The sequence below is a fragment of the Aureimonas sp. AU4 genome (genome assembly GCF_001463765.1).
Taxonomy (GTDB): Bacteria; Pseudomonadota; Alphaproteobacteria; order Rhizobiales; family Rhizobiaceae; genus Aureimonas.
Window position 1 is genome coordinate 1 of sequence record NZ_BBWK01000009.1, and the last position, 23,985, is coordinate 23,985.

The 23,985-nt window shown below is 70.3% G+C and carries 26 protein-coding genes and 1 pseudogene; 16 read left to right on the forward strand and 11 right to left on the reverse strand.

Annotation, left to right across the window (positions count from 1 at the left end):
• Positions 1–896: CsgG/HfaB family protein (locus AUL35_RS04145; protein ID WP_062012307.1), on the reverse strand; the 896-nt coding region annotated here is incomplete at its 3' end.
• A gap of 10 nt (positions 897–906) precedes the next feature.
• A complete protein-coding gene (locus AUL35_RS04150) occupies positions 907–1,359 on the reverse strand; it encodes a hypothetical protein (protein ID WP_062012308.1) in 453 nt (150 codons plus the stop codon).
• A 295-nt stretch (positions 1,360–1,654) separates the two neighbouring features.
• Between AUL35_RS04150 and AUL35_RS04155 the strand changes: the two genes are divergently transcribed.
• From AUL35_RS04155 to AUL35_RS04175, 5 genes are all read left to right on the forward strand, one after another.
• Positions 1,655–2,506, forward strand: coding sequence for a DUF2793 domain-containing protein (locus tag AUL35_RS04155; RefSeq protein WP_062012310.1), 852 nt, complete (start codon positions 1,655–1,657; stop codon positions 2,504–2,506).
• A 62-nt stretch (positions 2,507–2,568) separates the two neighbouring features.
• Positions 2,569–3,690 carry an anhydro-N-acetylmuramic acid kinase gene (locus AUL35_RS04160; protein WP_062012312.1) on the forward strand — a complete coding sequence of 374 codons (1,122 nt, stop codon included), beginning with the start codon at positions 2,569–2,571 and terminating at the stop codon, positions 3,688–3,690.
• Positions 3,691–3,797: 107 nt separating this feature from the next.
• The gene (locus tag AUL35_RS04165) at positions 3,798–4,298 is read left to right on the forward strand and encodes a 2Fe-2S iron-sulfur cluster-binding protein (RefSeq protein ID WP_082666093.1); all 501 of its coding nucleotides are present in this window, start codon (positions 3,798–3,800) and stop codon (positions 4,296–4,298) included.
• The gene (locus AUL35_RS04170; protein WP_062012314.1) at positions 4,295–5,281 is read left to right on the forward strand and encodes a xanthine dehydrogenase family protein subunit M; all 987 of its coding nucleotides are present in this window, start codon (positions 4,295–4,297) and stop codon (positions 5,279–5,281) included. The genes AUL35_RS04165 and AUL35_RS04170 overlap by 4 nt, the downstream gene beginning before the upstream one ends.
• On the forward strand, positions 5,281–7,530 hold the full coding sequence (locus AUL35_RS04175) for a xanthine dehydrogenase family protein molybdopterin-binding subunit (RefSeq protein WP_062012316.1): 2,250 nt from the start codon (positions 5,281–5,283) through the stop codon (positions 7,528–7,530). The genes AUL35_RS04170 and AUL35_RS04175 overlap by 1 nt, the downstream gene beginning before the upstream one ends.
• A 46-nt stretch (positions 7,531–7,576) precedes the next feature.
• Here AUL35_RS04175 and AUL35_RS04180 read toward each other — a convergent pair whose 3' ends face one another.
• The gene (locus tag AUL35_RS04180) at positions 7,577–8,539 is read right to left on the reverse strand and encodes a sugar kinase (RefSeq protein WP_062012317.1); all 963 of its coding nucleotides are present in this window, start codon (positions 8,537–8,539) and stop codon (positions 7,577–7,579) included.
• On the reverse strand, positions 8,536–9,462 hold the full coding sequence (locus tag AUL35_RS04185; protein ID WP_062012354.1) for a ribokinase: 927 nt from the start codon (positions 9,460–9,462) through the stop codon (positions 8,536–8,538). Before AUL35_RS04185 ends, AUL35_RS04180 begins: the two co-directional genes overlap by 4 nt.
• Positions 9,463–9,652: 190 nt before the next feature.
• Between AUL35_RS04185 and AUL35_RS04190 the strand changes: the two genes are divergently transcribed.
• The 8 genes from AUL35_RS04190 (at position 9,653) to modC (ending at position 16,046) form a co-directional block, all read left to right on the forward strand.
• The gene (locus tag AUL35_RS04190) at positions 9,653–10,723 is read left to right on the forward strand and encodes an NAD(P)-dependent alcohol dehydrogenase (RefSeq protein ID WP_062012319.1); all 1,071 of its coding nucleotides are present in this window, start codon (positions 9,653–9,655) and stop codon (positions 10,721–10,723) included.
• A gap of 72 nt (positions 10,724–10,795) precedes the next feature.
• Positions 10,796–11,479: a dihydrofolate reductase family protein gene (locus AUL35_RS04195; RefSeq protein ID WP_062012321.1), complete on the forward strand. Its 684-nt coding sequence runs from the start codon at positions 10,796–10,798 to the stop codon at positions 11,477–11,479.
• Between the two features lie 41 nt (positions 11,480–11,520).
• A complete protein-coding gene (locus tag AUL35_RS04200; RefSeq protein WP_062012323.1) occupies positions 11,521–11,946 on the forward strand; it encodes a hypothetical protein in 426 nt (141 codons plus the stop codon).
• 68 nt (positions 11,947–12,014) lie between these two features.
• A complete protein-coding gene (locus AUL35_RS04205) occupies positions 12,015–12,986 on the forward strand; it encodes a copper chaperone PCu(A)C (protein ID WP_062012325.1) in 972 nt (323 codons plus the stop codon).
• Between the two features lie 55 nt (positions 12,987–13,041).
• On the forward strand, positions 13,042–13,419 hold the full coding sequence (locus AUL35_RS04210; protein WP_062012327.1) for a winged helix-turn-helix domain-containing protein: 378 nt from the start codon (positions 13,042–13,044) through the stop codon (positions 13,417–13,419).
• A gap of 86 nt (positions 13,420–13,505) precedes the next feature.
• On the forward strand, positions 13,506–14,270 hold the full coding sequence (gene modA / locus AUL35_RS04215) for a molybdate ABC transporter substrate-binding protein (protein WP_062012330.1): 765 nt from the start codon (positions 13,506–13,508) through the stop codon (positions 14,268–14,270).
• Positions 14,271–14,283: 13 nt separating this feature from the next.
• On the forward strand, positions 14,284–14,949 hold the full coding sequence (modB, locus tag AUL35_RS04220; protein ID WP_062012332.1) for a molybdate ABC transporter permease subunit: 666 nt from the start codon (positions 14,284–14,286) through the stop codon (positions 14,947–14,949).
• Positions 14,946–16,046: a molybdenum ABC transporter ATP-binding protein gene (modC, locus tag AUL35_RS04225; protein ID WP_062012334.1), complete on the forward strand. Its 1,101-nt coding sequence runs from the start codon at positions 14,946–14,948 to the stop codon at positions 16,044–16,046. The genes modB and modC overlap by 4 nt, the downstream gene beginning before the upstream one ends.
• On the opposite strand, the gene vapC is transcribed toward modC, so the two are convergent.
• The 4 genes from vapC to AUL35_RS04245 form a co-directional block, all read right to left on the reverse strand.
• Complete coding sequence (gene vapC / locus AUL35_RS04230; protein ID WP_062012336.1) at positions 16,043–16,450, reverse strand: tRNA(fMet)-specific endonuclease VapC; 408 nt, start codon at positions 16,448–16,450, stop codon at positions 16,043–16,045. The genes modC and vapC overlap by 4 nt on opposite strands.
• Entirely contained in the window at positions 16,450–16,689 is a 240-nt protein-coding gene (vapB, locus tag AUL35_RS04235) for a type II toxin-antitoxin system VapB family antitoxin (protein WP_202814255.1), read from the reverse strand. Before vapB ends, vapC begins: the two co-directional genes overlap by 1 nt.
• A 96-nt stretch (positions 16,690–16,785) precedes the next feature.
• Positions 16,786–19,947 carry an efflux RND transporter permease subunit gene (locus tag AUL35_RS04240; RefSeq protein WP_062012339.1) on the reverse strand — a complete coding sequence of 1,054 codons (3,162 nt, stop codon included), beginning with the start codon at positions 19,945–19,947 and terminating at the stop codon, positions 16,786–16,788.
• A complete protein-coding gene (locus tag AUL35_RS04245; protein WP_062012342.1) occupies positions 19,947–21,146 on the reverse strand; it encodes an efflux RND transporter periplasmic adaptor subunit in 1,200 nt (399 codons plus the stop codon). The genes AUL35_RS04240 and AUL35_RS04245 overlap by 1 nt, the downstream gene beginning before the upstream one ends.
• A gap of 72 nt (positions 21,147–21,218) precedes the next feature.
• Between AUL35_RS04245 and AUL35_RS04250 the strand changes: the two genes are divergently transcribed.
• Entirely contained in the window at positions 21,219–21,866 is a 648-nt protein-coding gene (locus AUL35_RS04250) for a TetR family transcriptional regulator (RefSeq protein WP_062012344.1), read from the forward strand.
• A gap of 6 nt (positions 21,867–21,872) precedes the next feature.
• On the opposite strand, the gene AUL35_RS04255 is transcribed toward AUL35_RS04250, so the two are convergent.
• Positions 21,873–22,250, reverse strand: coding sequence for a hypothetical protein (locus tag AUL35_RS04255; RefSeq protein ID WP_062012346.1), 378 nt, complete (start codon positions 22,248–22,250; stop codon positions 21,873–21,875).
• Positions 22,251–22,471: 221 nt separating this feature from the next.
• Between AUL35_RS04255 and AUL35_RS04260 the strand changes: the two genes are divergently transcribed.
• Entirely contained in the window at positions 22,472–22,867 is a 396-nt protein-coding gene (locus AUL35_RS04260) for a helix-turn-helix domain-containing protein (RefSeq protein ID WP_192847040.1), read from the forward strand.
• On the forward strand, positions 22,864–23,331 hold the full coding sequence (locus AUL35_RS04265; protein WP_062012350.1) for a DUF6456 domain-containing protein: 468 nt from the start codon (positions 22,864–22,866) through the stop codon (positions 23,329–23,331). Before AUL35_RS04260 ends, AUL35_RS04265 begins: the two co-directional genes overlap by 4 nt.
• On the opposite strand, the gene AUL35_RS04270 is transcribed toward AUL35_RS04265, so the two are convergent.
• Together AUL35_RS04270 and AUL35_RS22490 are read right to left on the reverse strand one after the other, a co-directional pair.
• Positions 23,328–23,753, reverse strand: a complete 426-nt coding sequence (locus AUL35_RS04270; RefSeq protein ID WP_062012352.1) for a SufE family protein — start codon at positions 23,751–23,753, stop codon at positions 23,328–23,330. The two genes, AUL35_RS04265 and AUL35_RS04270, sit on opposite strands and share 4 nt — an antisense overlap.
• 52 nt (positions 23,754–23,805) lie before the next feature.
• Positions 23,806–23,985: pseudogene (locus AUL35_RS22490) on the reverse strand (EAL domain-containing protein); the annotation flags it as partial.

Here is a 23,985-nt window from a genome sequence, read left to right on the forward strand (position 1 = left end):
GCAGGGGCGGGCTTGGCGCCCGGCGGCGGGGCGCCGACGGCGCGGGCCGCGCTCTTGGCCTTCTCCAGCGCTGCCACGGCCTCGGCCGTCTTGGTGTGGTCGACATAGCCGTGCGCGCGGTCCACGAAGGTGCGGCACTCGGCGAAGTTCTCGGCCTTCATGACCTGCGTCAGAAGCTCGAAGGTCGCGAGATTCAGCATCTGTCGCAGCGCGAAGTGGATCGCCTCGCGCTCGCGGCCGCCGAAGTCGACGTTGGTCAGCTGGTCGCCGATGAAGCGCCCGACGCCGATCCCCGCCTCCGAGGAGAAGATCTGCTTCTGCAGCGGCACGTTGGCGACGATCAGTCCGCTGTTGGCGTCGGTCATCGCGAGGTCGAGCCCGATCAGGATGCGGTTCTGCCGGTAGCGCCCACCGATGCCCGCCACCTCGATCTCGGCGCCCGAGCCCGGAATGAAGTCGAGCGAGTTGATCGAGCCCGTGATGTAGAAGTTCGACGGGATCTGCCGCGTCAGGTCACGCACCCGCCACTCGGCCTCGGTGGTCGCCACGCGGGGGTCGCGGCGGTTCACGACGGTCGCGCCCGCCCGAAACAGCGCGGACTGGATCATGTCGCCCGCGCCCTGGCTCACGAACTTGCCGACGCCCCCGTCCGTGAAGCTTTCCTTGCCGGTCTGGTCGAGCACCGCGCCGACCGAGAAGACGAGCTGGCGTGCGATGCGCCCGTTCAGGCAGATCAGCGCCTTGTCGAAGGGCGTGACGATGTCGCTGATCGGCGGGCCCTGGACCAGCTTGGCGTTGCTGGTCGAGCTCGCCACGCCCGGCGCGGCGGCGCAGCCGAAGAGCGAGGCGGTCGACAGCGCCGCCGCGAGCGTGCGCGCAAGGAAGCGAAGACGCATGTCGCCCCGCTCAGTTGCAGGTCGGCTGGCCGCCGGGCAGGGACGCGTCGATCGAGACGCGCCCGTCCTGGCAACCGCGCGATTGCGCCTCGTTGCTGGTCGCGACGTTGATGTTGCCGCGGCCCGAGATGTCGATGTTGTTGGTGGAGTTGTTGACGGCGCCGATGGCGGTCGTCTGCTGTCCGATCTCGTTCTTTTCGTTGTTGGTTTGCGTGCCGATCTGGTCGCCGTAATGGACGTTGTTGAACGAGGTGATCTGCGTCTTGCCGAGGGACTCGTAGTAGCCCTCCTCGTTCTTGCGCAGAACGTCGGTCTGCAGCAGACGCAGGTTCTTCTCGGCGGTCGAGCTGAAGCCGTAGTTGCCGTTCCAGTCCGACTGCGGACTGACGGTGCTCTGCGCCCAGGCGGGGGGCGCGGTCATGAGCAGGGCGAGAAGTCCCGCCGCTTGGCACGGTCTGGTCATGTCATGTTCCCCCTGCGGACGGGTCGTGACCGGCAGGAACGTCGCCGGCGACCGCGCAAGCCGCGTGACGGAAACAACCCGTTGGAAGGTCGACACCCCGTCGCGGCCGATATGCCCATATCTCGCGCCGCAATCGCAACTCAAAATTGCACTCATAGTTGACATCGCAACCGAACTGTTGCCGGCCAAGCACAACCATGGCGGGCGAGCCACAGCGACGTAGCGGCAGTTGGGTTCTCCCCGCGGCGCAAGCCCCGCGTATGCTTGCGCATCGCAACGGAAGGACCCGCACGGCATGGACGAGACGCCCCGACTGAACCTGCCCTTCCTGCTGGCGCAGCAGGCCCAGAAGCATCTCACCCACAACGAGGCGCTGCGCCTGCTCGACGTGCTTGTGCAGACCGCGGTCCGCTCGATGCGGGTCGCCGCCGAGCCGGAAACAACGGAGGAGGGCGATCTCTTCATCCTGCCGCAGGGAAGGACCGGTGGGCGCTGGGAAGAGATGACGCCCGGCTCGCTCGCGCTGCGCGAAAACGGGGGCTTCATCGGGCTGCGGCCCGTGCTCGGCCAGGTTGCATATGTGGTGGACGAGCGACGGCTCGTCCTCTTCGACGGTGCAACCTGGAGCGGCGACGCCTTTGCCGCACGCGAGCTCCCGAGCCTCGGGCTCAACGCCGCGCCCTCGCTCGCCAACCGGCTGACCGTGGCGGCCGATGCCGAGCTCCTGACGCACGACGACCGGACGCCGGGCACGGGCGACGCGCGCAAGGTCGTCAACAAGGCGTCCGCCGCGCGCACCGCCTCGCTGGTGTTCCAGACCGCGTGGTCGGGCCGCGCGGAACTCGGGCTGACGGGGGGCGACGACCTCGAGTTCCGCGTCTCGGCTGACGGCGCGAGCTTCCGCACGGCGCTGAGGGCCGCGCGCGCCAGCGGCTTCGTGGCGCTGGCGGGCGGGCACGAGCCGGCCTGCGCGCTGGACGTCGCGGGGGCGGTCAAGGTCGGCTCGTTCGCGCGTTCAGCGTTGCCGCCGGCCGCGAGCGGCGCGGGACAGGTGATCTTCGTGCCGGACGAGGCGGGCGGCGCGACGCTCGCCTTTTCGGACGGCGCCAGCTGGCGGCGCGTCGGCGACCGCGCGATCGTCGCCTGAACGCGGCTGGACGAGGTGGGGCGCCCTCTGCGACAAGCCGCGCGATGCAGGAGGAACGACGGGTGGACGCAATCTGGACGCTGGGCCTGATGACCGGCACCGTGCTCGACGGCGAGATCGACATCGCGCTCCTGCGCTCGGACGGCGAGCGCATCGCCGAATTCGGGCCGGCGCGGCTCGCGAGCTACCCGCGCGACCTGCGCCCGCTCCTGCGCGAGACCTTCGAGTCGGCGGCCCGCTGGAACTTCGAGGGCGAGGAACCCGCGATCTTCGCCGAGGCCGAGCGCGCCCTGACGCTCGGCCAGGCCGAGGCCGTCGCGCGCTTCCTGGCGGAGGAGGGCATCGATCGCGCACAGGTGACCGCGATCGGCTTCCACGGCCAGACCATCCTCCACCGGCGGCGCGAGCCCGCGCGGCTCGGTGCCACGCGGCAGCTCGGCGACGGGGCGCTGATGGCGCGGGAGCTCGGCATCCCCGTCGTCTACGACTTCCGCTCGGCCGATGTCGCGGCGGGCGGCCAGGGTGCTCCGCTCGCGCCCGTCTACCACGCGGCTCTCCTGCGCCATGCCGGTGCGGGGCCGGAAACGGCGATCCTGAACCTCGGGGGCGTCGGCAACATCACCTGGGCCGACGACCGGGGCGGGCTCCACGCCTTCGATACCGGCCCCGCCAACGCGCCGCTCAACGACTGGGTGCGCGCCCGTACCGGGGAGGAGATGGACCGCGACGGGCGCCTCGGCGCTCTCGGGCGCGTGGACGAGACGCGCCTCGCGCGTCTTCTCGATCATCCCTATCTCGCCGCGCCCTATCCGAAGTCCCTCGACCGCAACGACTTCACGAGCCGCATGGCGGACGGCTTGTCGCTGGAGGACGGTGCGGCGCTTCTCACCGCCTTCACCGCCGCGAGCGTCGCGCGCGGCCTGGCGCTGCTGCCGGGGCGGCCCCGCCGCCTCGCGCTGTCCGGCGGCGGGCGGCGCAACCCGACGCTCGCGCGCATGATCGCGGAGCGCTGCGCCGTCGAGGTCGTGGACGCCGACAGCCTCGGGCTGCGGGGCGATGCGGTGGAGGCGGAATGCTTCGCCTTTCTGGCCGCCCGCGTTCTGCGCGGCCTGCCGCTCGGCTTCCCCGGAACCACCGGCGTGCCCGAGCCGACGCGCGGCGGGCGCGTCGCCCGGCCGAGCTAGCTCGCTTTTCCGCGCGACAATCCGCCGGCCGCCGTTCCCTTACCGGTGCGTGCGCACTAGCTGCCCCGTCCTGTTTGGAACGGTTTCAGGAAACGGCGGGCACGGCCATGCAACTGACGATCAACGGGACCGAGCACACGCTCGACATCGATCCCAGAACGACCCTGCTCGACGCCCTGCGCGAGCACCTCTCGCTGACGGGGTCGAAGAAGGGCTGCGACCACGGCCAGTGCGGCGCCTGCACGGTTCTCGTGAACGGGCGCCGCATCAACAGCTGCCTGAGCCTCGCGGTGATGCACGAGGGCGACGAGATCACCACGATCGAGGGCCTCGGCACGCCCGACCACCTCCACCCGATGCAGGAAAGCTTCGTCCACCACGACGGCTACCAGTGCGGCTATTGCACGCCGGGCCAGATCATGTCGGCGGTCGGAATGCTCGGTGAGGCGCGCGACAACTGGCCGAGCGCCGTGTCCGACAGCCTCGAGGGCGGTGCCGAGCTGTCCGACGCCGAGATTTCCGAGCGCATGAGCGGCAACATCTGCCGCTGCTCGGCCTATCCCAACATCGTGCGGGCGATCCGCGGCGCGGAAGGAGCCACCCGATGAGGCCCTTCGACTACAGCCGCGCGTCCAGCGAGACGGAAGCCGCCAAGGCCGCCGCCGCCGACTCCGCCGTCAAGTTCATCGCCGGCGGCACAAACCTCCTCGACCTCATGAAGCTGCAGGTCGAGACGCCGCGCACCCTAATCGACATCAACCGCCTGCCGCTGAAATCGATCGAGGCGGCGGGCGAGGGCCTGCGCATCGGCACGTTGGTCACGAACTCGGATCTGGCCGCCGACGAGCGGGTGCGCCGCGACTACGGCGTCCTGTCGCGCGCGATCCTGGCCGGCGCGTCCGGCCAGCTGCGCAACAAGGCGACCACCGGCGGCAACCTCCTCCAGCGCACGCGCTGCGGCTATTTCTACGAGACCAACGCGCGCTGCAACAAGCGCGAGCCGGGCTCGGGCTGCGACGGTCGCGAGGGCTTCAACCGCATCCTCGCGATCCTCGGCACGTCCGAGAGCTGCATCGCGACCCACCCGTCCGACATGGCGGTGGCGATGCGTGTTCTCGACGCGGTGGTGGAGACCGTGAAGGCGGACGGCTCGACGCGCGAGATCAAGATCGCGGACCTCCACAAGAAGCCGGTCAACACGCCCCATATCGAAACGCACCTCACCGACGGCGAGCTGATCACCGCCGTGCGCCTGCCGGCGCCGCTGGGCGGCAGGCATCTCTATCGCAAGGTGCGCGACCGAGCGTCCTACGCCTTCGCGCTCGTCTCGGTCGCCGCCGTGGTGCGGATGGAAGAGGGGCGCATGGCCGAGGTCCGGCTCGGCTTCGGCGGCATCGGCACGGTGCCCTGGCGCTCGGCCGAGGTGGAGGCGAGCCTCAAGGGCAAGGCCCCCGACGAAGCGCTCTTCGCCAAGGCCGCCGACATCCTCCTCGCCGATGCCAAGGGCTTCGGCGACAACGACTTCAAGATCGATCTGATGCGGCGGACCCTGCCGGCCGTTCTGGCGGAAGCGGTGAGCGGAGACGCGTGATGGACACCACCCAGAACCTCACCATGAACAAGCCGGTCGGCGAGACGCGCCTCGACCGGGGCGTGCAGAACGTCATCGGCAAGGGCGTCGATCGCTACGAGGGGCCGCTCAAGGTCTCGGGCCAGGCGACCTACGCCTACGAGCACAAGGTCGGGAAGCGCGTCGCCTACGGCTACATCGTCACCTCGGGCACCGGCTCGGGCAAGATCAAGCGCATCGACGCCATGGCCGCGCTTTCGATGGCGGGCGTCCTCCATGTCGTGACCGACACCAAGACCGCGCCCCGCGCCTCGGCCGATCCGAGCGATCCCGCGCCGACGCCGATCAACGGCGAGATCACCCATTTCGGCCAGCCGGTCGCGATGGTCGTGGCCGAGACCTTCGAGATCGCGCGCGACGCGGCCAGGCTCGTGGAGATCGAGGTCGAGCCGCGCGAGGGGCGCTACTCGATCTTCCAGGAGCGCGACAAGGCGATCGACCCCGGCCAGCAGACCATGCCCTCCAACACGCTGAAGGGAGACTTCCCGAAGGCGTTCGAGGAAGCCGAGGTCACGTTCGACGCGACCTACACGACGCCCTCGCAAAGCTCGTCGGCCATGGAGCCGCACGCCGCGATCGCGGAATGGACCGACGGCAAGCTGACGCTTCACGGCTGCTACCAGCTCGTCTCCACCAACGTGAAGCAGCTCGCCAAGGCGCTCGGCATCTCCACCAAGGACGTGCGCATCATCGTGCCCTATGTCGGCGGCGGCTTCGGCTCCAAGCTCGGCATCGGTCCGGAATCGGTCTTCGCCTCCATGGCGGCGCGCGAGATCGGCCGTCCGGTCAAGGTCGCTCTGACGCGCCAGCAGGTCTACCAGGCGACCTCGCGCCGCTCGGATACGATCCAGCGCGTGCGGATCGGCACGCGGCGGGACGGCACGATCACCGCGCTCGCCCACGACACGATCACCTCCAACACGCCGGGCGACGACTTCTTCGAGCCGGCCGGCATCTCGACCGTCTTCTTGTACGCGGGCGAGAACCGTCAGGTAACGCATCGCAAGGCGGACGTGAACATCCTCCTGTCGTCCTCCATGCGCGCGCCCGGCGAGGCGGTCGGCATGCTCGCGCTCGAGAACGCGATGGACGAGATGGCCGAGAAGCTGGATCTCGACCCGATCGAGTTCCGCCGCCGCAACGAGCCGAAGGAGGACCCGCAGACCGGGCTGCCCTTCTCCTCGCGCCGCCTCGTGGAATGCATGCAGGTGGGCGCCGAGCGCTTCGGCTGGTCCAAGCGCAACCGGAAGCCCGGCACGCGCCGCGAGGGCGAGTGGTTCATCGGTATGGGCATGGCGTCCGCCTCGCGCAAGAACATGACCCAGCAGTCCTCGGCCCGCGTCACCTTGCTCAGCAACGGCACGGCGCTGATCGAGACCGACATGACCGATATCGGCACGGGCACCTACACGATCCTGCAGCAGATCGCGGGCGAGATGCTGGGCCTGCCGCTCGACAAGATCGCGGTCACGCTGGGCGACTCCGCCCTGCCGTCCGCGTCGGGCTCGGGCGGCTCCTGGGGCGCGAACTCCTCCGGCTCCTCGGTCTATGCGGCGTGCGAGGGCATCGTGGAGGCGCTTGCCAAGAAGCTCGGCGTCTCGCCCGACGACCTGACGCTGAAGGACGGCACGGCGATCGGCGCGAACCGCCAGGTTCCGCTGCACGAGCTTCTGGCCGGCGAGCCGATCGCGGTGACCGGGACGTTCAAGCCGGGCTCGACCTCGAACGACACCCACCAGGCGAGCTACGGCGCGCATTTCTGCGAGGTGGCGGTGAACGCCGTCACCGGCGAGACGCGCGTCCGTCGTCTCCTGACAGTCGCGACCGCCGGGCGCATCCTCAACGAGAAGACCGCGACCTCGCAGTGCTACGGCGGGCAGATCTTCGGCATCGGCACGGCGCTGACCGAGGAGCTGGTGGTCGACGAGCGCACCGGCCTCATGGTGAACCACGATCTCGCCGAGTACCACGTGCCGGTGAATGCCGACGTGCCGGACCTCGACGTGGTGATCCTGGAGGACCGCGACCCGGCCGCGAGCCCGCTCGCCGGCAAGGGCATCGGCGAGCTGGCGATCTGCGGCGTCGGCGCGGCGGTCACGAACGCGATCTACAACGCCTGCGGCGTGCGCGTGCGCGACTATCCGATGACGCTCGACAAGGTGCTCGCCGGTCTGCCGCGCGAGACCGCGCAGCGGATCGCGGCGGAGTAGGCCGCGCAAGACGAGCGAGGAGGCCGGGCCGGGTGCCCGGCCTTTTTCATGCCGCCAGCGGACCCGCGTTCCAGCGCGTGCGCGGATCATCTACGATCGCGCCGTAGCCGCCGATCACGAGCCCGGCCATGCGGTGGCCGGCTGCTGCCGCCGCATCAAGATCGCCGCCCAGAAGCAGCGCCGCGAGCGCCGCGCCGTCGAAGCTGTCGCCTGCCGCCGTCGTGTCGACGATCGGGCCGGGCAGGGCGGGGGCGCCCACCTCGCGCAGCCCCTGCCGGTCGAGAAGCACGGCCGCGCCGCCGCCGCGCTTCACGATCGCGGATTTGGCACCGAACTCGATCAGCCGGCGCGCGGCGGCTTCGGCCGTCTCCTCGCCGAACAGCGCGTGCTCGTCGTCGAGGCCCGGCATGGTGAGGGTCGCGACCGCGTGACCGGCGCGGATCGCCCGGCGCGCCGTCGCGACGTCGCTCCACAGACGCGGCCGGTAGTTGCCGTCGAAGCCAACGAGCTTGCCGGCATCGCGCATGCGGCGCGCGATGACCAGGAGCCGCTCGCGCCCCTCGGGCGCGAGGATCGCGAGCGTGATGCCGGAGAAGAACAGCGCGTCGCAGCTCTCGACCGCGCGCTCGATCTCCTTGTGACCGCCCTTCGCAAACAGGCTGCGCGCGGCGGCCGCCGAGCGCCAGTAGGTGAAGGACCGCTCGCCAGCCTCGTCGCGCGAGATGGCGTAGAGGCCCGTGGTCTCGCCGGGGCCCATCTCGATCAGGTCGGTCGCGATGCCGTGTCCGGCGCAGAAGGCGGGGATCTCGCGGCCGAACGGGTCGTCGCCGAGGCGCGTGACATAGGCGACCTCGACGTTGCCGGCCTCGCCCAGCGCCCGGCGGCAGTACACGGCGGCGTTCAGCGTGTCGCCGCCCACGGTGCGGCGCAGAAGGCCGGGCTCGTCGCCGGGACGGTGGTAGAGCTCCACCATGCATTCGCCGAGAAAGGCGATGCGACGCGCGCTCATGCGGCCTGCGCGAGGGCTGCGTCGATCGCCTCCGCGCGCGGCATGGCGGTGCGCGCGCCGAAGTCGAGACAGCTCAGGGAGCCGGCGGCGACCGCGCGCCGGACCGCCTCGGGCAGGGACAGGCCGGCGTCGAGCGCGGCGGCAAGGACGCCGCAGAGCGTGTCGCCCGCGCCCGTCGTGTCGACCGGGCGAATGGGCGGCGCCGCGAAGCGCTGCACCTCGTCTCGGCCGGGCTTGGCAAGCATCGCGCCGTCCGCGCCGAGCGTCGCGACGACGGTGAGGCGCTGGCCGCGCGCGACCGCGAGGATCTGCTTCTCCGGCGTCGGCTCGCGCAGGCCGAGAAGCCGGGCGGTATCGGCGAGCTCATGCTCGTTCACGACGAGGATGTCAATGCAGGAGAGGAGTTCACCGAGCGCCTCGGGCACAAGATCGACAGGCACCGGCGCGAGGTTCGCGACCACCGGCACGCCGCGATGGCGCGCGGCGCGCGCCGCGGCCAGCGTCGGCTCCAGCGGCAGTTCCATCTGCATGAGAAGGCAGCTCGGGCGCCGGCCGAGAAGCGCGTCGATCGAGCCGGCATCCGCCAGGCGGTTGGCGCCGCTCGCGACCGTGATGGCGTTCTCGCCCTCGGCCGACACGGTGATGAAGGCGCAGCCCGTGGGCTCCTCGACGCGAGCGAGCGCGGAGATGTCGATGCCCTCGCGCGCCAGAGCCTCGGCCTCCTCGCCGCCGAAGGCGTCTCGCCCGACCGCGCCGGCCATGGCGACGCTGGCGCCGGCGCGCGCCGCGGCGACCGCCTGGTTCGCGCCCTTGCCGCCCGACTGCCTGACGTAGCCCGGCGCCAGAACGGTTTCGCCCGGCTTCGGAATGGTGCCGACCCTTGCGACGAGATCGACATTCACCGATCCGAACACCACGATCATGCGGGACCCCTTCTTGGCCATCGGCGTGGAGCGCTGGGGTATCGAAGTTCGGCGCCCGCCACAAGCGGCGGAACCGGCCGGAGGGCCGCCGCGCCGCACTGGCCGGGAGACGTCGCGGCTCTAACTGGTGCGCGACCCATCACGGCCGCGTCTCCCGGCGGCCCGTCGACCCCCCAAGGATCAGAAACCGATGACCACCCCCTCCTTCGGCTTTGCCTGCACCGATGCCAACGAGCCCCTGAAGCCCTGGAGCTTCGAGCGCCGCGACCTGCGCGACGACGACGTGCGCATCGAGATCACCCATTGCGGCGTCTGCCACTCCGACATTCATCAGGCGCGCAACGACTGGGGCTGGGCGAGCTACCCGCTTGTGCCCGGCCACGAGATCGTGGGCCGCGTCGCCGAGGTCGGCTCGGCGGTGAAGGGCTTCCGGGTCGGCGACAAGGTCGGCGTCGGCTGCATGGTCGATAGCTGCCAGGAATGCGCCTCCTGCAACGAGGGTCTTGAGCAGTTCTGCGAGAACGGCATGACCCAGACCTACGCCGACAAGGACCGCCGCGACGGCCGCCCGACCTATGGCGGCTATTCCGACCAGATCATCGTGCGCGACAAGTTCGTCCTGCGCATGCCCGAGGGTCTGGACCTGGCGGCCTCCGCGCCGCTCCTGTGCGCGGGCATCACGACCTACTCGCCGCTGCGGCACGTGAACCTCCGGAAGGGCCAGAAGCTCGCGGTGATCGGCCTCGGCGGCCTTGGCCACATGGGCATCAAGTTCGGCGTCGCCATGGGCGCCGAGGTGACGCTCTTCACGCGCTCCAAGTCCAAGGAGGCCGAGGCGAAGGCGCTCGGCGTCGCCCACGTCGTGCTCTCCACCGACCAGGCGCAGATGGACGCGGTCGCCAACACGTTCGACTTCATCCTCGACACCGTGCCGGTGCCCCACGACATCAACCCCTACCTCTCGACGCTGAAGCGCGACGGCACGCACATCATCGTCGGCGTGATCGGGCCGCTCGAGCCGCCGGTCAGCGGCGCCCAGCTCATCGTCGGCCGCAAGTCGGTGATCGGCTCGCTGATCGGCGGCATCCAGGAGACGCAGGAGATGCTCGACTTCTGCGCCGAGCACGGCATCACCTGCGACATCGAGACGATCAAGATCGCCGACATCAACGAGGCCTTCGAGCGAACCGTGAAGGGCGACGTGCATTACCGCTTCGTGATCGACATGGCCTCGCTGAAGGAAGCGCGGCAGGCCGCCTGACGCTCCACGCAAAACCCCGAAAAGGGCGGGCGCTTCGGCCCGCCCTTTTTTTCGAAACCGGAGCCCGACGCCATGCGCCCCCACACGCTCTGCCTGATGATGACTTCGATCGACGGCCGCGTCCTGACTGAAGGGTGGGCGATCGACGCCCCGTCCGAGATCTTCGAGCACGCCCACGACGAACTCGGCGGCGACGCCTGGATCGTCGGACGCGTGACGATGGAGGAGGACTTCGATGCAGCCGGCGCGTGGGAGCGTGGCCTTGCCAAGGGTCCGGTCGAGCGCGCCGACTGGTTCGCGAACCGCGAGGCCGGCAAGTTTGCCATCGCCCTCGACCCGCACGGCAAGCTCAACTGGAAGCGCGACAACATCGACGGCGAGCATTTCGTCTCGATCGTCGGCGACGAGGTCACGGACGACTACCTCGCCTTCCTGCGCGCGCGCGGCGTCTCCTACATTCTCGGCGGCCGGGACGGCATCGATCTCGCCCGCGTCCTCGACACGCTGGGCCGCGAGCTCGGCATCCGGCGCCTCCTGGTCGAGGGCGGCGGCGGGCTCAACGGCGCGATCCTCAACGCGGGACTTCTCGACGAGCTTCTCGTCTTCATCCTACCGCTCACCGACGCGCGGCCGGACGCCCCGAGCCTCTTCGATGCGGCCGGCGAGTGGCACGGGTCGCGCAAGCTGGAACTCCTGTCGCACGAGCTGCGCGAGCGCGGCATCGTGAAGCTGCACTGCCGCGTCATCAACCCCTGATGCCGCTTCCCGAGCCCATGCCGTCCTGCTAGAGCGGCGGCATGAGGCACCTGCGCAACTCAGGCTGGAACGGGCTCGCCGCGCTGCGGCGCGAGCGCTCGGCCTTTGCCGCGCTCGGCCTCCTGCTTCTCACGGTCCAGCTGCTCCTGTCCGGCTTTGGGCAGGGCGCGGTGGCGGCCGAGCGGCTGGCCGCGCCCGACCTCGGCCTGATCTGCCACACGCTGGAGAACGGCAACCGTCTGGTCTCCGACAAGGCGCCGGACGAGCCGGACCGCTCCTGCCCGTGCCTTGCCGGCGTCTGCCTCGTGTCGGCCCATGCGATCCTGCCAGTCGGTCCCGAGGCGCGGATCGCCGCACGGCCGCCCGTGGCCCTGCCGGCCACGCTGCGCCTGTCGGACGCGCCTGCGCCACCGCGCCCGATCGACCTTTTCGCACGGGCCAGTCGCGGGCCCCCGACGCGGATCTAGACGGAACCCTCAAACGGCGATCGGCCGCTTCGGCCGCGCCCAGGTTTTTTCTGGATTCGGATCATCCCATGAACACCACCCTTCGTTTCGGGGCGCTTCTTCTCGCGCTTACGCCTTCGCTCGCCCAGGCCCATGCGGTCCTGACCAGCGACGAGGCGACTGCCGGGCGCGCCTTCAAGGCCACCGTCGGCATCGGCCACGGCTGCGACGGCGCGGCGACCGACACGCTCGCGATCCAGCTTCCGCCCGGCTTCCTGGCTGCCCACCCCATGCCCAAGCCGGGTTGGCAGGTCGAGGTGCGCGAGGGCGACTTCGAGCAGACCCACAAGCTCTACGGCGAGGACGTCCGGCGCGGGCCGGTGGAGATCCGCTGGACCGGCGGCTCGCTGGACGACCGCTTCTATGACGAGTTCACGGTGCGCGGCACGTTCGACGCGCAGGCCGCCGGCCAGACCCTGCCCTTCAAGGTGAGGCAGGGCTGCGGCGCGCAAAGCGTTGCCTGGACCGAGGTCGCGGCCCCCGGCGCCGATGCGCACGCGCTGGAGCACCCGGCCCCGACCGTCCGTGTGGTGGCCGCCTCGCCGACGGCGGGTGGCGGTCATGCCCACCATGCCTCCGCGGCGCCCGCCGCCGCCGGCGTCGCGGCGGAAGGGGGCTATGCCCGCGCCATGCTGCCTGGCGCCAAGGTCGGCGGCGGGTATCTCACGCTCACCAACCCGGCCGCCGAGCCCGACCGTCTCGTTTCGGCCGCCTCGCCGCGCGCCGGCAAGGTGACGATCCACGAGTCCAGCATGGAGAACGGCGTCATGCGCATGCGTGAGGCGACGGCTGGCCTCCCGGTTCCCGCCGGCGGCACCCTCATGCTGGAGCCGAGCGGCGCGCATCTCATGTTCGAGAACGTCGCCCAGCCCTTCCGCGAGGGCGAGAGCGTGCCCGTGACGTTGCGCTTCGAACGGGGCGGCGAGGTGGAGACGATGCTGAGCGTCGGCGCGCCGAACGCGGCCGGCGCGCCCGATCCGCACGCCGGCCACGGCAACTGACGCTTTCGTTCCGCCCGATCCGGCCCTACGAAGGGGCCGGGCCGGAGCATGGACGATGAGCCAGGACGACGAAGAGACAGGGAAGCCGCGCCTCGTACCGCGCCTGCGCATCCTCTTCGGCGACCGGCGCATCGTCGGACCCGGCCGGGCCGATCTCCTGGAGCGCATCCGCGAGACCGGCTCGATCGCCGCCGCCGGCCGGCGGATGGGCATGAGCTACAAGCGCGCCTGGTCGCTGGTGGAAGACCTCAACCGGACCTTCGACGCGCCGCTCGTCGAGATGCATCGCGGCGGCGCGAGGCAGGGGGGCGCGGCGCTGACCGCGCTGGGCGCGGAGGTTCTCGCCCGCTACCGTCACATGCAGCACCAGAGCGACCGGGCCATCGCCGCCGATCTGGAGGCGCTGGCCGCGCGCCTCGCGCCGGAAGGCTGAGGGCCATCCGCCGCGCCTTGCCGCGCCGCGGCCTCCGCCTAATTGGAGCCGATATGTCTCACCGGCCATATCGGAGCGCCGTGCGCATGACTCTCTCTCGTCGTCTCGTCCTGCAGCTCGGCCTCGGCCTCTCGATGCTCGCCCTTCCGGCGGTGGCGCGGGCCGCTTCCACCAAGGTCGTGGTCGCCGCCAACTTCACGGACGCCGCCAAGGAGATCGCGAGCGCCTTCCAGTCCGACACCCGGCACGAGGCCGTCCTTTCCTTCGGCGCGACGGGCGCGATCTACACGCAGATCACGCAAGGCGCGCCCTTCGAAGTCTTTCTCGCCGCCGACGACCAGCGCCCCAAAAAGGCGGTGGACGAGGGTTACGGCGTTGCCGGCACCGTCTCGACCTACGCCGTCGGACAGCTCGTGCTCTACTCGCGGGAGCCGAACCTCGTCGCGGGCGAGGAGACGCTGCGGACGGCGGCGTTCGACAAGATCGCGATCGCCAACCCCGACGCCGCCCCCTATGGCGCGGCGGCTGTGGAGACGATGCGAAAGCTCGGGGTCTTCGAGGCGCTGCAGCCCAAGATCGTGCAGGGCACCTCGATCGCGCAGGCCTACCAGTTCGTCGAGACCGGCTCTGCGGCGCTCGGCTTCGTCGCGCTCGGCCAGGTCGTCAACGCCTCGGGCGGCTCGCGATGGGACGTGCCGCAGGAGTTCTACAGGCCGATCCGCCAGGATGTCGTCCTGCTCAAGGCCGGGGAGGGGAACGAGGCCGCCCGCGCTTTCGTCGACTATCTGAAGAGCCCGAAGGCCCTGGAGATCATCCGCAAGTACGGCTACCGGACGGACACCGGCGCCTGACACAAGGGAAGCGATGTCGCCCGACCTCTGGACCGCCGTCGGGCTGACCCTCAAGCTCGCGACTGCGACGACCCTGATCCTCCTCGCGCTGGCGACGCCGCTCGCCTACTGGCTCGCCTTCTCGCATCGCGCCGGGAAGGAAGCGGTGGCGGCGGTCGTGGCGCTGCCGCTCGTCCTGCCGCCAACGGTTCTCGGCTTCTACCTCCTGATCGCGCTGGGGCCGCAGGGGCTGGGCGGACTGACGGGGGTGCGCACCTTCGCCTTCTCCTTCACAGGGCTTCTCGTCGGCTCGGTGGTGGCGAGCCTTCCCTTCGTCGTGCAGCCGATCCGCGTCAGCTTCGATGCGATGGGGCGGCGGCCGATGGAGGTCGCGGCGACGCTGCGTGCCGGTCCGCTCGACCGCTTCTTCACGGTCGCGCTGCCGCTGGCGCGGCCCGGCCTCCTGACGGGTGCGGTGTTGGGCTTCGCCCATACGGTGGGCGAGTTCGGCGTGGTGTTGATGATCGGCGGCAACATCCCGGGCGAAACGCGCGTCTTGTCGGTCGCGATCTTCGATCTGGTCGAGACGCTGCGCTGGCGCGAGGCCCATATCCTCGCCGGAGCGCTCGTGCTCTTCGCCTTTCTGGTGATCCTCGTCGTCCAGCTTCTCGACCGCCGCCAGCGGCAGCGCGCCCTGTGAGCGCGACGCGGAAGGGGATCGAGGCGCGGCTTTCCGGCCGGCTCGGCGGTTTTTCGCTCGACGTCGCCTTCACGGCGCCCGCCCGAGGCATCACCGCGCTGTTCGGCCCATCGGGCTGCGGCAAGACCACGATCCTGCGTTCGGTCGCCGGCCTGCAGCGCCTGTCCGGTCGGCTCGTGGTGGAAGGAGAGGTCTGGCAGGACGAGCAGCGCTTCCTCCCCCCGCACCGGCGAGGCGCGGCTTATGTCTTCCAGGAGCCGAGCCTCTTTCCCCATCTCGACGTGCGCGGCAACCTCGACTTCGGGCGCCGCCGTTTGGCATCCGGCACGCAGCCGACCGCTCGCTTCGAGGAGCTCGTCGCGCTTCTGGGGCTGGAGCGGCTTCTGGCTCGTCGCCCGCAGGCGCTGTCGGGCGGCGAGCGCCAGCGCGTGTCGCTCGCCCGCGCGCTTCTCGCCGAACCGCGCCTTCTCCTCATGGACGAGCCGCTTTCGGCTCTGGACCAGGACGCCAAGGACGAGATCCTGCCGTATCTCGAGACGCTTCACGCGCGCCTGTCGATCCCGGCGATCCTCGTCACGCACGATCGCGCCGAGGTCGAGCGCCTGGCCGACCGCGTCGTCGTCCTGGAGGCCGGCCGCGTCGTCGGGGCGGGGTCGATCGCCGAGGTGCTGGCCGACCCGGCGCTGCCCTTTGCCGCGCGGCAGGGCGCGGCGAGCGTTTTGCGCGCGAGCGTCGTCGGCCACGAGGACGCCGATGACCTCGCCGTGCTCGATCTCGGCGGGCACCGCCTCCTGATCGCCGGGCCGGAGCGTCCGCCCGGCACCCCCTTGCGCCTTCGCGTGCGGGCGGCCGATGTCAGCCTGGCGCTCGCGGCGCCGCAGAACACCACCATCCTCAACGTCCTGCCCGCCACGATCCGGCGCATCCTCCCGGTAGGTCCCGCCGAGCTCGACGTCTCGCTGGAGCTTCGCGACGGCCAGTTTCTCGCCGCCCGCATCACCCGCCGCTCCGCCCGCCTCCTGGAGCTTTCCGAAGGGCAGACGGTCCAGGCGCAGATGAAGGGCGTGTCGCTGTCGGGAGCGGTCGCGGGAGGCTAGGCATCGGCCAGCCAGTTCTCGCAGCGAAGGCCGGGCACGCGCTCGAACTCGCGCAGGTTCGCCGTGACGCAGACGAGGCCACGGCTGCGGGCGTGGCCGGCGATGAGGTTGTCGAAGGGGCCGATCGTCAGGCCACGAGCCGCCAGATCGGCGCGAATGTCGCCGGAGTGACTTGCTGCATCGGCATCGAAGGCGAGAACGGAAAGCCGGTCCGCGAAACTCTCGACATGACGCCGGTTCTCGGCCGGACGCGCGGAGCGCGCCGCGCCGAAGAGGAGTTCCTCCAGCACGACCGTCGAGATCGAAAGGCCGGACGCTTCCTGGTTGAAGCGCGGGCGGACATGCGCCGGTCGGTCGCGGATGACCTGAATGCAGAAGTTGGTGTCGAGGAAATAGCGAAGCATCAGAACGAGGCGCGGTCCGGCGCCTCGCCCTGTTCGCGCCGACCCAGATCGACGCCGCCCTCAGAAAAGAAGTCGTCCCAACTCGCATCGGCCGGCGACAGGATGCGCCGATTTCCGTCGCGTCGGATGACAACCTCGCGCACATCGTGCGGAAAGGCGATGTCCTTGGCCAGCCGCACGGCCTGGGTCCTGTTGGACTGGAAGAGTTTCGTCGCCTTCATCATCCGTCGCGCCGTCAACGTATATCCTTGTCGAATATACGTTTTAGGCTGGCGCCTCGCAACGGTCCTTGGAACAAGAAAGGGCGCCGTCTCCGGCGCCCTTTTCGTCTGGCCCTATTCCGCCGGGGCGGGGTGGCCGCCGCCGTGGCCGACGGTGTGCGGCACGGGCGGGCTGGCCGCCGGCTTCTTCTTGTCGCGCGACAGGAGTTTGTAGAAGAGCGGGATGAAGAAGATCGCGACGAAGGTCGCCATCAGCATGCCGCCGATCACGCCGGTGCCGATGGAGTGGCGGCTGGCCGACGAGGCCCCCGTCGCGATCGCCAGCGGCACCACGCCGAGGATGAAGGCGAGCGAGGTCATCACGATCGGGCGGAAGCGGAGCTTGGCGCCCTCCAGCGCCGCGTCGAAGGCCGACAGGCCCTCCTCGCGTTTCAAGACCGCGAACTCCACGATCAGGATCGCGTTCTTGGCCGCGAGCCCCACCAGCGTCACGAGGCCGATCTGGAAGTAGACGTCGTTCTCGAGCCCCCGCGCCCAGATCGCGGCGAGCGCCCCGAACATGGCGAAGGGAACGGCCAGCAGCACCGCGATCGGCAGCGACCACCGCTCGTACTGCGCGGCGAGGATCAGGAACACCATGATCATGCCGAAGCCGATCGCGATGGCGCCCGTGCCGCCGGCCTGGATCTCCTGGTAGGCCGAGCCCGTCCAGGCCACGACGAAGCCCTCCGGCAGCGCCTGGCTCGCGATCTCCTGCATGGCAGTGAGCGCCTGGCCCGACGAGTAGCCGGGTGCGGGACCGCCCGAAACCTTGGCCGAGGTGAAGGCGTTGAAGCGCTCGATGAGGTCCGGGCCGACGATGCGCTTGGTGATCAGGAGCGAGTCCAGCGGCACCATCGAGCCGTTCGACGCCTGCACGTAGACGAAGCGCAGGTCCTCGGGCTTCTCGCGGAAGTCGGATTCCGACTGGAGCGAGACACGGTAGTTGCGGCCGAGCAGCGTGAAGTCGTTCACGTAGAGCGAGCCGAAGGTCGACTGCATGGTCTCGAAGATCGAGGCGATGGGAACGCCGAGCGCCTTGGCCTTCTCGCGGTCGACGTCGATCTGGTACTGCGGCACGTTCGCCTCGAACGAGGTGCGCACGCCCGCCAGCTCCGGCCGCTTGGAGGCCGCCGCGACCAGCGCGCCGGTCGCCTCGATCAAGGCCTGGGAACCGCGCCCACCCCGGTCCTGTACGAAGAGCTCGAACCCGCCCGTGGTGGACAGTCCCTGGATCGGCGGCGGCGAGAAGGCCAGCACCATCGCGTCCTGGATGCCTGAGTTCATGCCGATGAAAGGCCCCGGCAGGTTGCGCGCGTCGAGTTCCGGCGTCGTGCGCTCCGACCAGTCCTTGAGCGTGATGAAGGCCGCGCCCGCCGACGACTTCTGCGAGCCCGACAGGAGGTCGAAGCCCGCGAAGGCCACGACGTCCTTGACCGCCGGGTGCTTCTGGATGTTGGCGCTCATCTCCTTCATCACGTCGGTCGTGCGCGACAGCGAGGCGGCCGGCGGCAGGATCGCGACGCCGAAGTTCGATCCCTGGTCCTCATTGGGAACGAGCGAGCCCGGCAGCGTCTGGAACAGATAGGCCGTGCCGCCCAAAAGCGCCGCAAAGAGCACGAGCGCCACGAACGCGCGCCGCATGATGAAGCTGACGCCGTGGCCGTAGCCGTTGGTCAGCCTGTCGAACATGCGGTTGAACCAGCGGAAGGGCGCGATCGGCTCCTTGTGCTCCTTGCGCAGGAGAAGCGCGCAAAGGGCGGGCGTGAGCGTGAGCGCGACGATGCCCGAGATCGTGACCGACACGGCGATCGTGACCGCGAACTGGCGGTACATCGTGCCGGCGAGACCGCCGAGGAACGCGACCGGGATGAACACGGCGCAGAGCGTCAGGACGATCGCGATGACGGGTCCCGTCACCTCGGTCATCGCCTTGGCGGTCGCGTCGGGCGGCGACAATCCCTCGTCCCGCATGATGCGCTCGACGTTTTCCAGAACCACGATCGCGTCGTCCACCACGATGCCGATGGCGAGCACGAGGCCGAACAGCGTCAGGAGGTTGATCGAGAAGCCGAGCGCCAGGAGGATGCCGAACGTGCCGATGATCGACACGGGCACCGCGATCATCGGGATCAGCGTCGCGCGGAAGCTCTGGAGGAAGAGGTAGACGACGACGAGAACCAGCACCATCGCCTCGATGAAGGTGTGGATCACCGACTCGATCGAGGCCTCGATGAAGAGCGTCGTGTCGAAGGGCACCGCGAAGGAGATGCCGTCCGGAAACTGCTTCGAAAGCTCGTTCATGCGCGTCTCGACCGCCGACAGCACGTTCAGCGCGTTGGCGCCGGGCTGGAGGTAGAGGCCGATCGGCACCGTCTGGTTGCCGTTGTAGGTGGCGTTGAACGAGTAGTCCTGGGAGCCGAGCTCGACGCGCGCGACGTCCTTCAGGAGCAGCGCGCCGCCGTTGGCGTCGGAGCGGATGATGATGTTCTCGAAGGCCTGCGCATCCGGCAGGCGTCCGGCCGTGGTCACCGAGTAGGTGAAGGCGAGCGGATTGTTGGAGGGCTGCGCGCCGAACTGGCCGGCGGCGAACTGGGCGTTCTGCTCGCGAATCGCGGTCGCGATGTCGGTGGGCGTCAGGTTGTACTGGGCGAGCTGGTCGGGCCGAAGCCAGATGCGCATGGAGTAGTTGCGCGCGCCGAAGAGCTGGGCGTTGCCGATGCCGGGAATGCGCTTCAGCTCGTCGAGGACGTAGAGCAGCGCGTAGTTCGACACGTAGGTCGCGTCGTAGCGCGGGTCGGTCGAGGTCATGGTGGCGACCGCGAGGATCGACGACGACTGCTTGGTCACCGTGACCCCGAGGCGCTGCACCTCGGAGGGGAGCGAGGAAACGGCCTGCTGCACGCGGTTGTTGACGTTGATCGTCGCCTGGTCGGGATCGGTGCCCGACTGGAAGGTGACCGTGATCGTCGCCGTGCCCGTCGAGGAGTTCGACGAGGTCATGTAGATCATGTCCTCGACGCCGTTGACCTGCTGCTCGATCGGCGCCGACACCGTCTGGGCGATGGTCTCGGCCGAGGCGCCGGGATAGGTCGCGTTGATCTGGACCTGGGGCGGGACGAGCTGGGGATACTGCTCGATCGGCAGCGCGCGCATGGCGGCGAGGCCGCCCAAGACGATGATGATCGAGATGACCGCCGCGAAGACCGGGCGGTCGACGAAGAAGCGAGAGTTCATCACTTGGCCTCGGCGACGGAGCTGGCGGCGGCGTTGGACGCCTGCGGCACCTGGCCGGCGGGCGAGGAGCCGACGGGCGTCTCGATCGCGCCGGTCGGCTGGACCGGCGAGCCCGGCCGCACCTTAATGACGCCCACCGTCACGACGCGGTCGCCGCCCTTGAGGCCGTTGGCCACCAGGAGGCGGTCGCCGAGCTCGCGCCCGATCGTGACGGGCCGAACCGCGGCGACGTTCTTGTCGTCGAGCGTGTAGACGAACGTGCCCTGCGGACCCTGCATCAGGGCGGCGGTCGGGATGGTCACGGCGTTCGGCACCTTCAGCCCCTCGACCTCGACGCGCACGAACTGGCCCGGCAGCAGGCGCGAATCGGGGTTGGGCAGCACGGCGCGCGACAGGATCGTGCCGGTCTGCGTGTCGATCGAGGAGCTCAGGAAGTCGATCGATCCGGTCTGGGCGTAGGTCTCGCCGTTACCGAAGCGGACCGACACCTTGAGGTCCTTCAGAGCGCCCTCGGCCGCGCCGCTCTCGATCTGCTGGCGGATCGACTGGGCCTCGGTGTCGGCGGGCGAGAAGTTGACGTAGATCGGGTCGAGCTGGGTGATCTGGGTCAGCAGCGCGCCCTGCTGGATCAGCGAGCCCTCGGGCACCTGTTCCAGCGAGGTGATGCCGCCGGCCGACGCCGTGACCGTGGTGTAGCCGAGCGAGAGCTGGGCGGTCTCGAGCCGCGCCTCGGCCTGCGCGACGGCGGCCTGGGCGAGCTCGCGCTGAGAGCGCGCGTCGTCCAGCGTCGCCGCCGTGCCGGCGCCCGTGCGGGCGAGCGACTGGGCACGCTCCTCGGTGCGCTGGGCCTGCGAGAGCTGGGCCTTGGCCTGCGTGACCTGCGCCTCCGCCAGCGCGACCTCCGCCTGATAGGGCTTGGGGTCGATGCGGAAGAGCGTGTCGCCCTCGTTGACGCGCGCGCCCTCGTTGAAGGAGCGCTCGAGAAGGATGCCGCCGACCTGCGCCCGGATCTCCACGAGCCGCGAGGCGGCGACCCGCGCCGGATACTCGTAGGTCACGGGCACGGTCGAGGGCGTCACCGTCTCGACCGTCACGGCGGGCGGGGGAGGGGCCGTCCCGCCGGGGGCCCCTTGCGCGAAAGCCAGTCCCGTGGAGGCCAAGAGCGGCAGCGCGAGGAGGGTTGCGCGATAGGACGGCATGTCGACTCCGGGACATTGGATATTGCGTTGCAGCTAACATACATTCATATACGGATGTATTCAAGGAGGGCCATGATGCGCCGCACCAAGGAAGCCGCCGACCAGACACGCGCCAGCATCCTGGATGCGGCCGAGACGGTTTTCTACGAACGCGGCGTCAGCCAGACCTCGCTCGGGCACATCGCCGCGGCGGCCGGATGCACGCGTGGCGCGATCTACTGGCACTTCCGCGGCAAGTCCGATCTGTTCATGGCCATGCGCGAGCGGGCCTTCCTGCCGCAGGAGGAATTCTTCCAGGCGCAGGACATCGTGTCCGATCCCGATCCGCTGGGCGCGCTGCACCGCGTCACGATCGAGAGCCTCCGGCGGTTCGCGGCCGACGAGCGCGCCCAGCGCGTCGTCGCGATCCTCACGCTGCGCTGCGAGTATGTCGGCGAGATGGAGGAGGCGACGCTCTGCCAGCGGGAGGCGGACGCCCATATGCAGAGCAATATCCGGCGTGCCTTCGAGCGGGCCGCCCAGCTCGGCCATCTCGCGGCCGACTGGACACCCGAGCGCGCGACCGATGCCTGCGTCTGCGTCTTCACGGGGCTGTTCAATCATTGGCTCCGCTCCGGCGAGAGTTTCGACTTCACCATGCTCGGGGCCCAGCTCTTCGACGGGCTCTTCGCGCAGATGCGCGCCGTTCAGGCGCCCGCGCGCCTCGCCGCCGCGGAGTAGGCGGCGTCAGGCGCGACGCTCGCGCCGGAACCGGCCGTTCAACTCGGCGCCCGAGCGCGCCGGTTCCCGGAACGCGGCCTCCGGAAGCGCCGCCTCCTCGCCTGCCAGAAGGCGCCGCACGGCGATGTGCCGGTTGAGGTCGTAGCGCGCGTCGCCGCGCAGCGCCGCCCGGCGCAGCCGCTCGTTCTCGCGGCGCAGCGCCTCGCGCGCCGGCTCGGGAAGCGGAAGACGCGCGCCCTCGAAGCCGAGGCGCGCGAGCAGCGACTCGCTGGAGCGCCGGATCGGATCGGCGGAGCGCTGCAGCCTGTCGCCGAAGGCGGCCACCGCCTCCACGAGCGCGGTCTCGAACGCGTGGAGAGCGGTGGATGCGGGGGTGGATGACATGATGGTGCGGTCCTTTCCGGTATCGGGAAGGCCGCAGGGTGAGGGACCGCCGGCCGGCGGGAAGAAACCGCTGGGCGGACCGGGCGGCGTAACCTTCGGGAATGTCCGGGCACACAGGCGTTGAGCGAAGGAAACATTTTTTCGCGACGCCGGAAAATATTCCTGCTCCGTTTGTTCACGTTATGTTCTATGTTCCCGACACGCGTGCCGTGAGTCGCCCGATGCCGCAGTCCCGCATTCCGTCCCCTTCTGGGCGCCCCTCCGTTCCGCCGCCGAACCCGGCGCGGCCGGGCAGGGGTCGCCTCCAGTGCCGCGTCTCGGTCGAGATCGCGGCCGCCGTCACGGGCGTCGGCAGTCTCGACATCCTGTCGGCCCATCGCTCCGGCGCCGCCGTGTCGCGGGCCCGGCACCTGGCCATGTATCTCGCGCACGTCGCCTTCCAGCTCACCTATGCGCAGGTGGCCGAGGGCTTCGGGCGCGACCGCAAGAGCGTCGTCTACGCGGTGGGGCGCATCGAGGATGCGCGAGACGACGAGGAGTTCGACCGGCAGCTGACGCGGCTGGAACGCCTCGCGGTCTCGTGCCGGCAGCTGTCGGGCGAGGGGGCGGCGGAGTGAGCGCGGCGCGCGGAGCGGAGGCGCCGCTGGTGCGTCTCGGTACGCGGCGGGGCTCCGACGGCCGGCCGTTTCTGCTGCCCGAGGAGGTCGAGGCGGGCGAGCGGCTCGCGCGCGACTGGACGCGCGGGCAGCTCATGCCCTCCGTGACGCAGAGCTGGAGCGGCATGCCGGCGGGCGGCGCGGGCGGGGCGGGACCGGACGCCGAGATCGGCGACTTCGCGCTGGACTGCCGGGCGCGCGTGGCGCGGGCGCTCGACGCGGCGGGACCGGAGCTGTCCGGCGTTCTCGTCGACGTCTGCTGTTTCGAGACGGGACTGGAGGAGGTCGAGCGCGCGCGCCAGTGGCCGCGCCGCTCGGCCAAGCTCCTGCTCAAGGCGGGGCTCTCCGTTCTCGCGCGCCACTACGGCCTCGTTCACGAGAGCGGCCGAGCTGGCGCGGGAGTGCGGGCCTGGCGAAAGGGCTAGGCGGCTTGCGCGAGCGCGGCCTGCGCGTCGCGCCGGATGCGGCCGACCATGGAGCGCAGGCCGTTGGAGCGCTGCGGGGTCAGATGCTCTTTCAGACCGAGCTCGGCGAAGACCGTCTCGGCGTCGAGCGCGAGAATCTCCGGCGCGCTCTTGCCGGAATAGAGCGCGAGCGTGATCGCGACGAGCCCGCGCACGATATGGGCGTCGGAATCGCCCTGAAAGAAGAGATGCGGCGGGGACGCCGCGTCGTGGCGGCTGGTCAGCCAGACCTGGCTGACGCAGCCCGGCACCTTGTTCTCGTCGCTCACGGCGCCTTCGGGCAGCGGTTCGAGTTCGCGGCCGAGCTCGATCACGTAGCGGTAGCGATCCTCCCAGTCGTCGAGGAGTTCGAAGTCGGCGAGAATGTCGTCGAAGGTCCGCATGATGGTCCGCTCTTCCTGTGCCGCCCTCATATAGGCGAGGCCGCGCCCTTCGTCAGGCGCGCGGCGCGCTGGCGGGCATGGGCGGGCGCGCCGGGGCGGGCGGGGGCACGAGCGCGAAGGGGCGCGGTGAGACCTGCGGCTCCGCGCCGCCCGCCATGGCCGGCATGCGGAACGGCTTCTCCCCGCCCGGAACGCCCAATGGGCGCGTGGCGGGCCGCGCCTCGTTCTGCGC

Coding starts and splice junctions, on each gene's coding strand:
- AUL35_RS04205 (WP_062012325.1), top strand. CDS start 12,015: ATGAACACCACCCTTCGTTTCGGGGCGCTTCTTCTCGCGCTTACGCCT.
- AUL35_RS04165 (WP_082666093.1), top strand. CDS start 3,798: ATGCAACTGACGATCAACGGGACCGAGCACACGCTCGACATCGATCCC.
- AUL35_RS04210 (WP_062012327.1), top strand. CDS start 13,042: ATGAGCCAGGACGACGAAGAGACAGGGAAGCCGCGCCTCGTACCGCGC.
- AUL35_RS04270 (WP_062012352.1), bottom strand. CDS start 23,753: ATGCGGACCTTCGACGACATTCTCGCCGACTTCGAACTCCTCGACGAC.
- modA (WP_062012330.1), top strand. CDS start 13,506: ATGACTCTCTCTCGTCGTCTCGTCCTGCAGCTCGGCCTCGGCCTCTCG.
- modB (WP_062012332.1), top strand. CDS start 14,284: ATGTCGCCCGACCTCTGGACCGCCGTCGGGCTGACCCTCAAGCTCGCG.
- AUL35_RS04150 (WP_062012308.1), bottom strand. CDS start 1,359: ATGACCAGACCGTGCCAAGCGGCGGGACTTCTCGCCCTGCTCATGACC.
- AUL35_RS04195 (WP_062012321.1), top strand. CDS start 10,796: ATGCGCCCCCACACGCTCTGCCTGATGATGACTTCGATCGACGGCCGC.
- AUL35_RS04250 (WP_062012344.1), top strand. CDS start 21,219: ATGATGCGCCGCACCAAGGAAGCCGCCGACCAGACACGCGCCAGCATC.
- AUL35_RS04245 (WP_062012342.1), bottom strand. CDS start 21,146: ATGCCGTCCTATCGCGCAACCCTCCTCGCGCTGCCGCTCTTGGCCTCC.
- vapC (WP_062012336.1), bottom strand. CDS start 16,450: ATGCTTCGCTATTTCCTCGACACCAACTTCTGCATTCAGGTCATCCGC.
- AUL35_RS04170 (WP_062012314.1), top strand. CDS start 4,295: ATGAGGCCCTTCGACTACAGCCGCGCGTCCAGCGAGACGGAAGCCGCC.
- AUL35_RS04240 (WP_062012339.1), bottom strand. CDS start 19,947: ATGAACTCTCGCTTCTTCGTCGACCGCCCGGTCTTCGCGGCGGTCATC.
- AUL35_RS04175 (WP_062012316.1), top strand. CDS start 5,281: ATGGACACCACCCAGAACCTCACCATGAACAAGCCGGTCGGCGAGACG.
- AUL35_RS04255 (WP_062012346.1), bottom strand. CDS start 22,250: ATGTCATCCACCCCCGCATCCACCGCTCTCCACGCGTTCGAGACCGCG.
- AUL35_RS04185 (WP_062012354.1), bottom strand. CDS start 9,462: ATGATCGTGGTGTTCGGATCGGTGAATGTCGATCTCGTCGCAAGGGTC.
- AUL35_RS04180 (WP_062012317.1), bottom strand. CDS start 8,539: ATGAGCGCGCGTCGCATCGCCTTTCTCGGCGAATGCATGGTGGAGCTC.
- AUL35_RS04155 (WP_062012310.1), top strand. CDS start 1,655: ATGGACGAGACGCCCCGACTGAACCTGCCCTTCCTGCTGGCGCAGCAG.
- AUL35_RS04190 (WP_062012319.1), top strand. CDS start 9,653: ATGACCACCCCCTCCTTCGGCTTTGCCTGCACCGATGCCAACGAGCCC.
- AUL35_RS04260 (WP_192847040.1), top strand. CDS start 22,472: ATGCCGCAGTCCCGCATTCCGTCCCCTTCTGGGCGCCCCTCCGTTCCG.
- AUL35_RS04200 (WP_062012323.1), top strand. CDS start 11,521: ATGAGGCACCTGCGCAACTCAGGCTGGAACGGGCTCGCCGCGCTGCGG.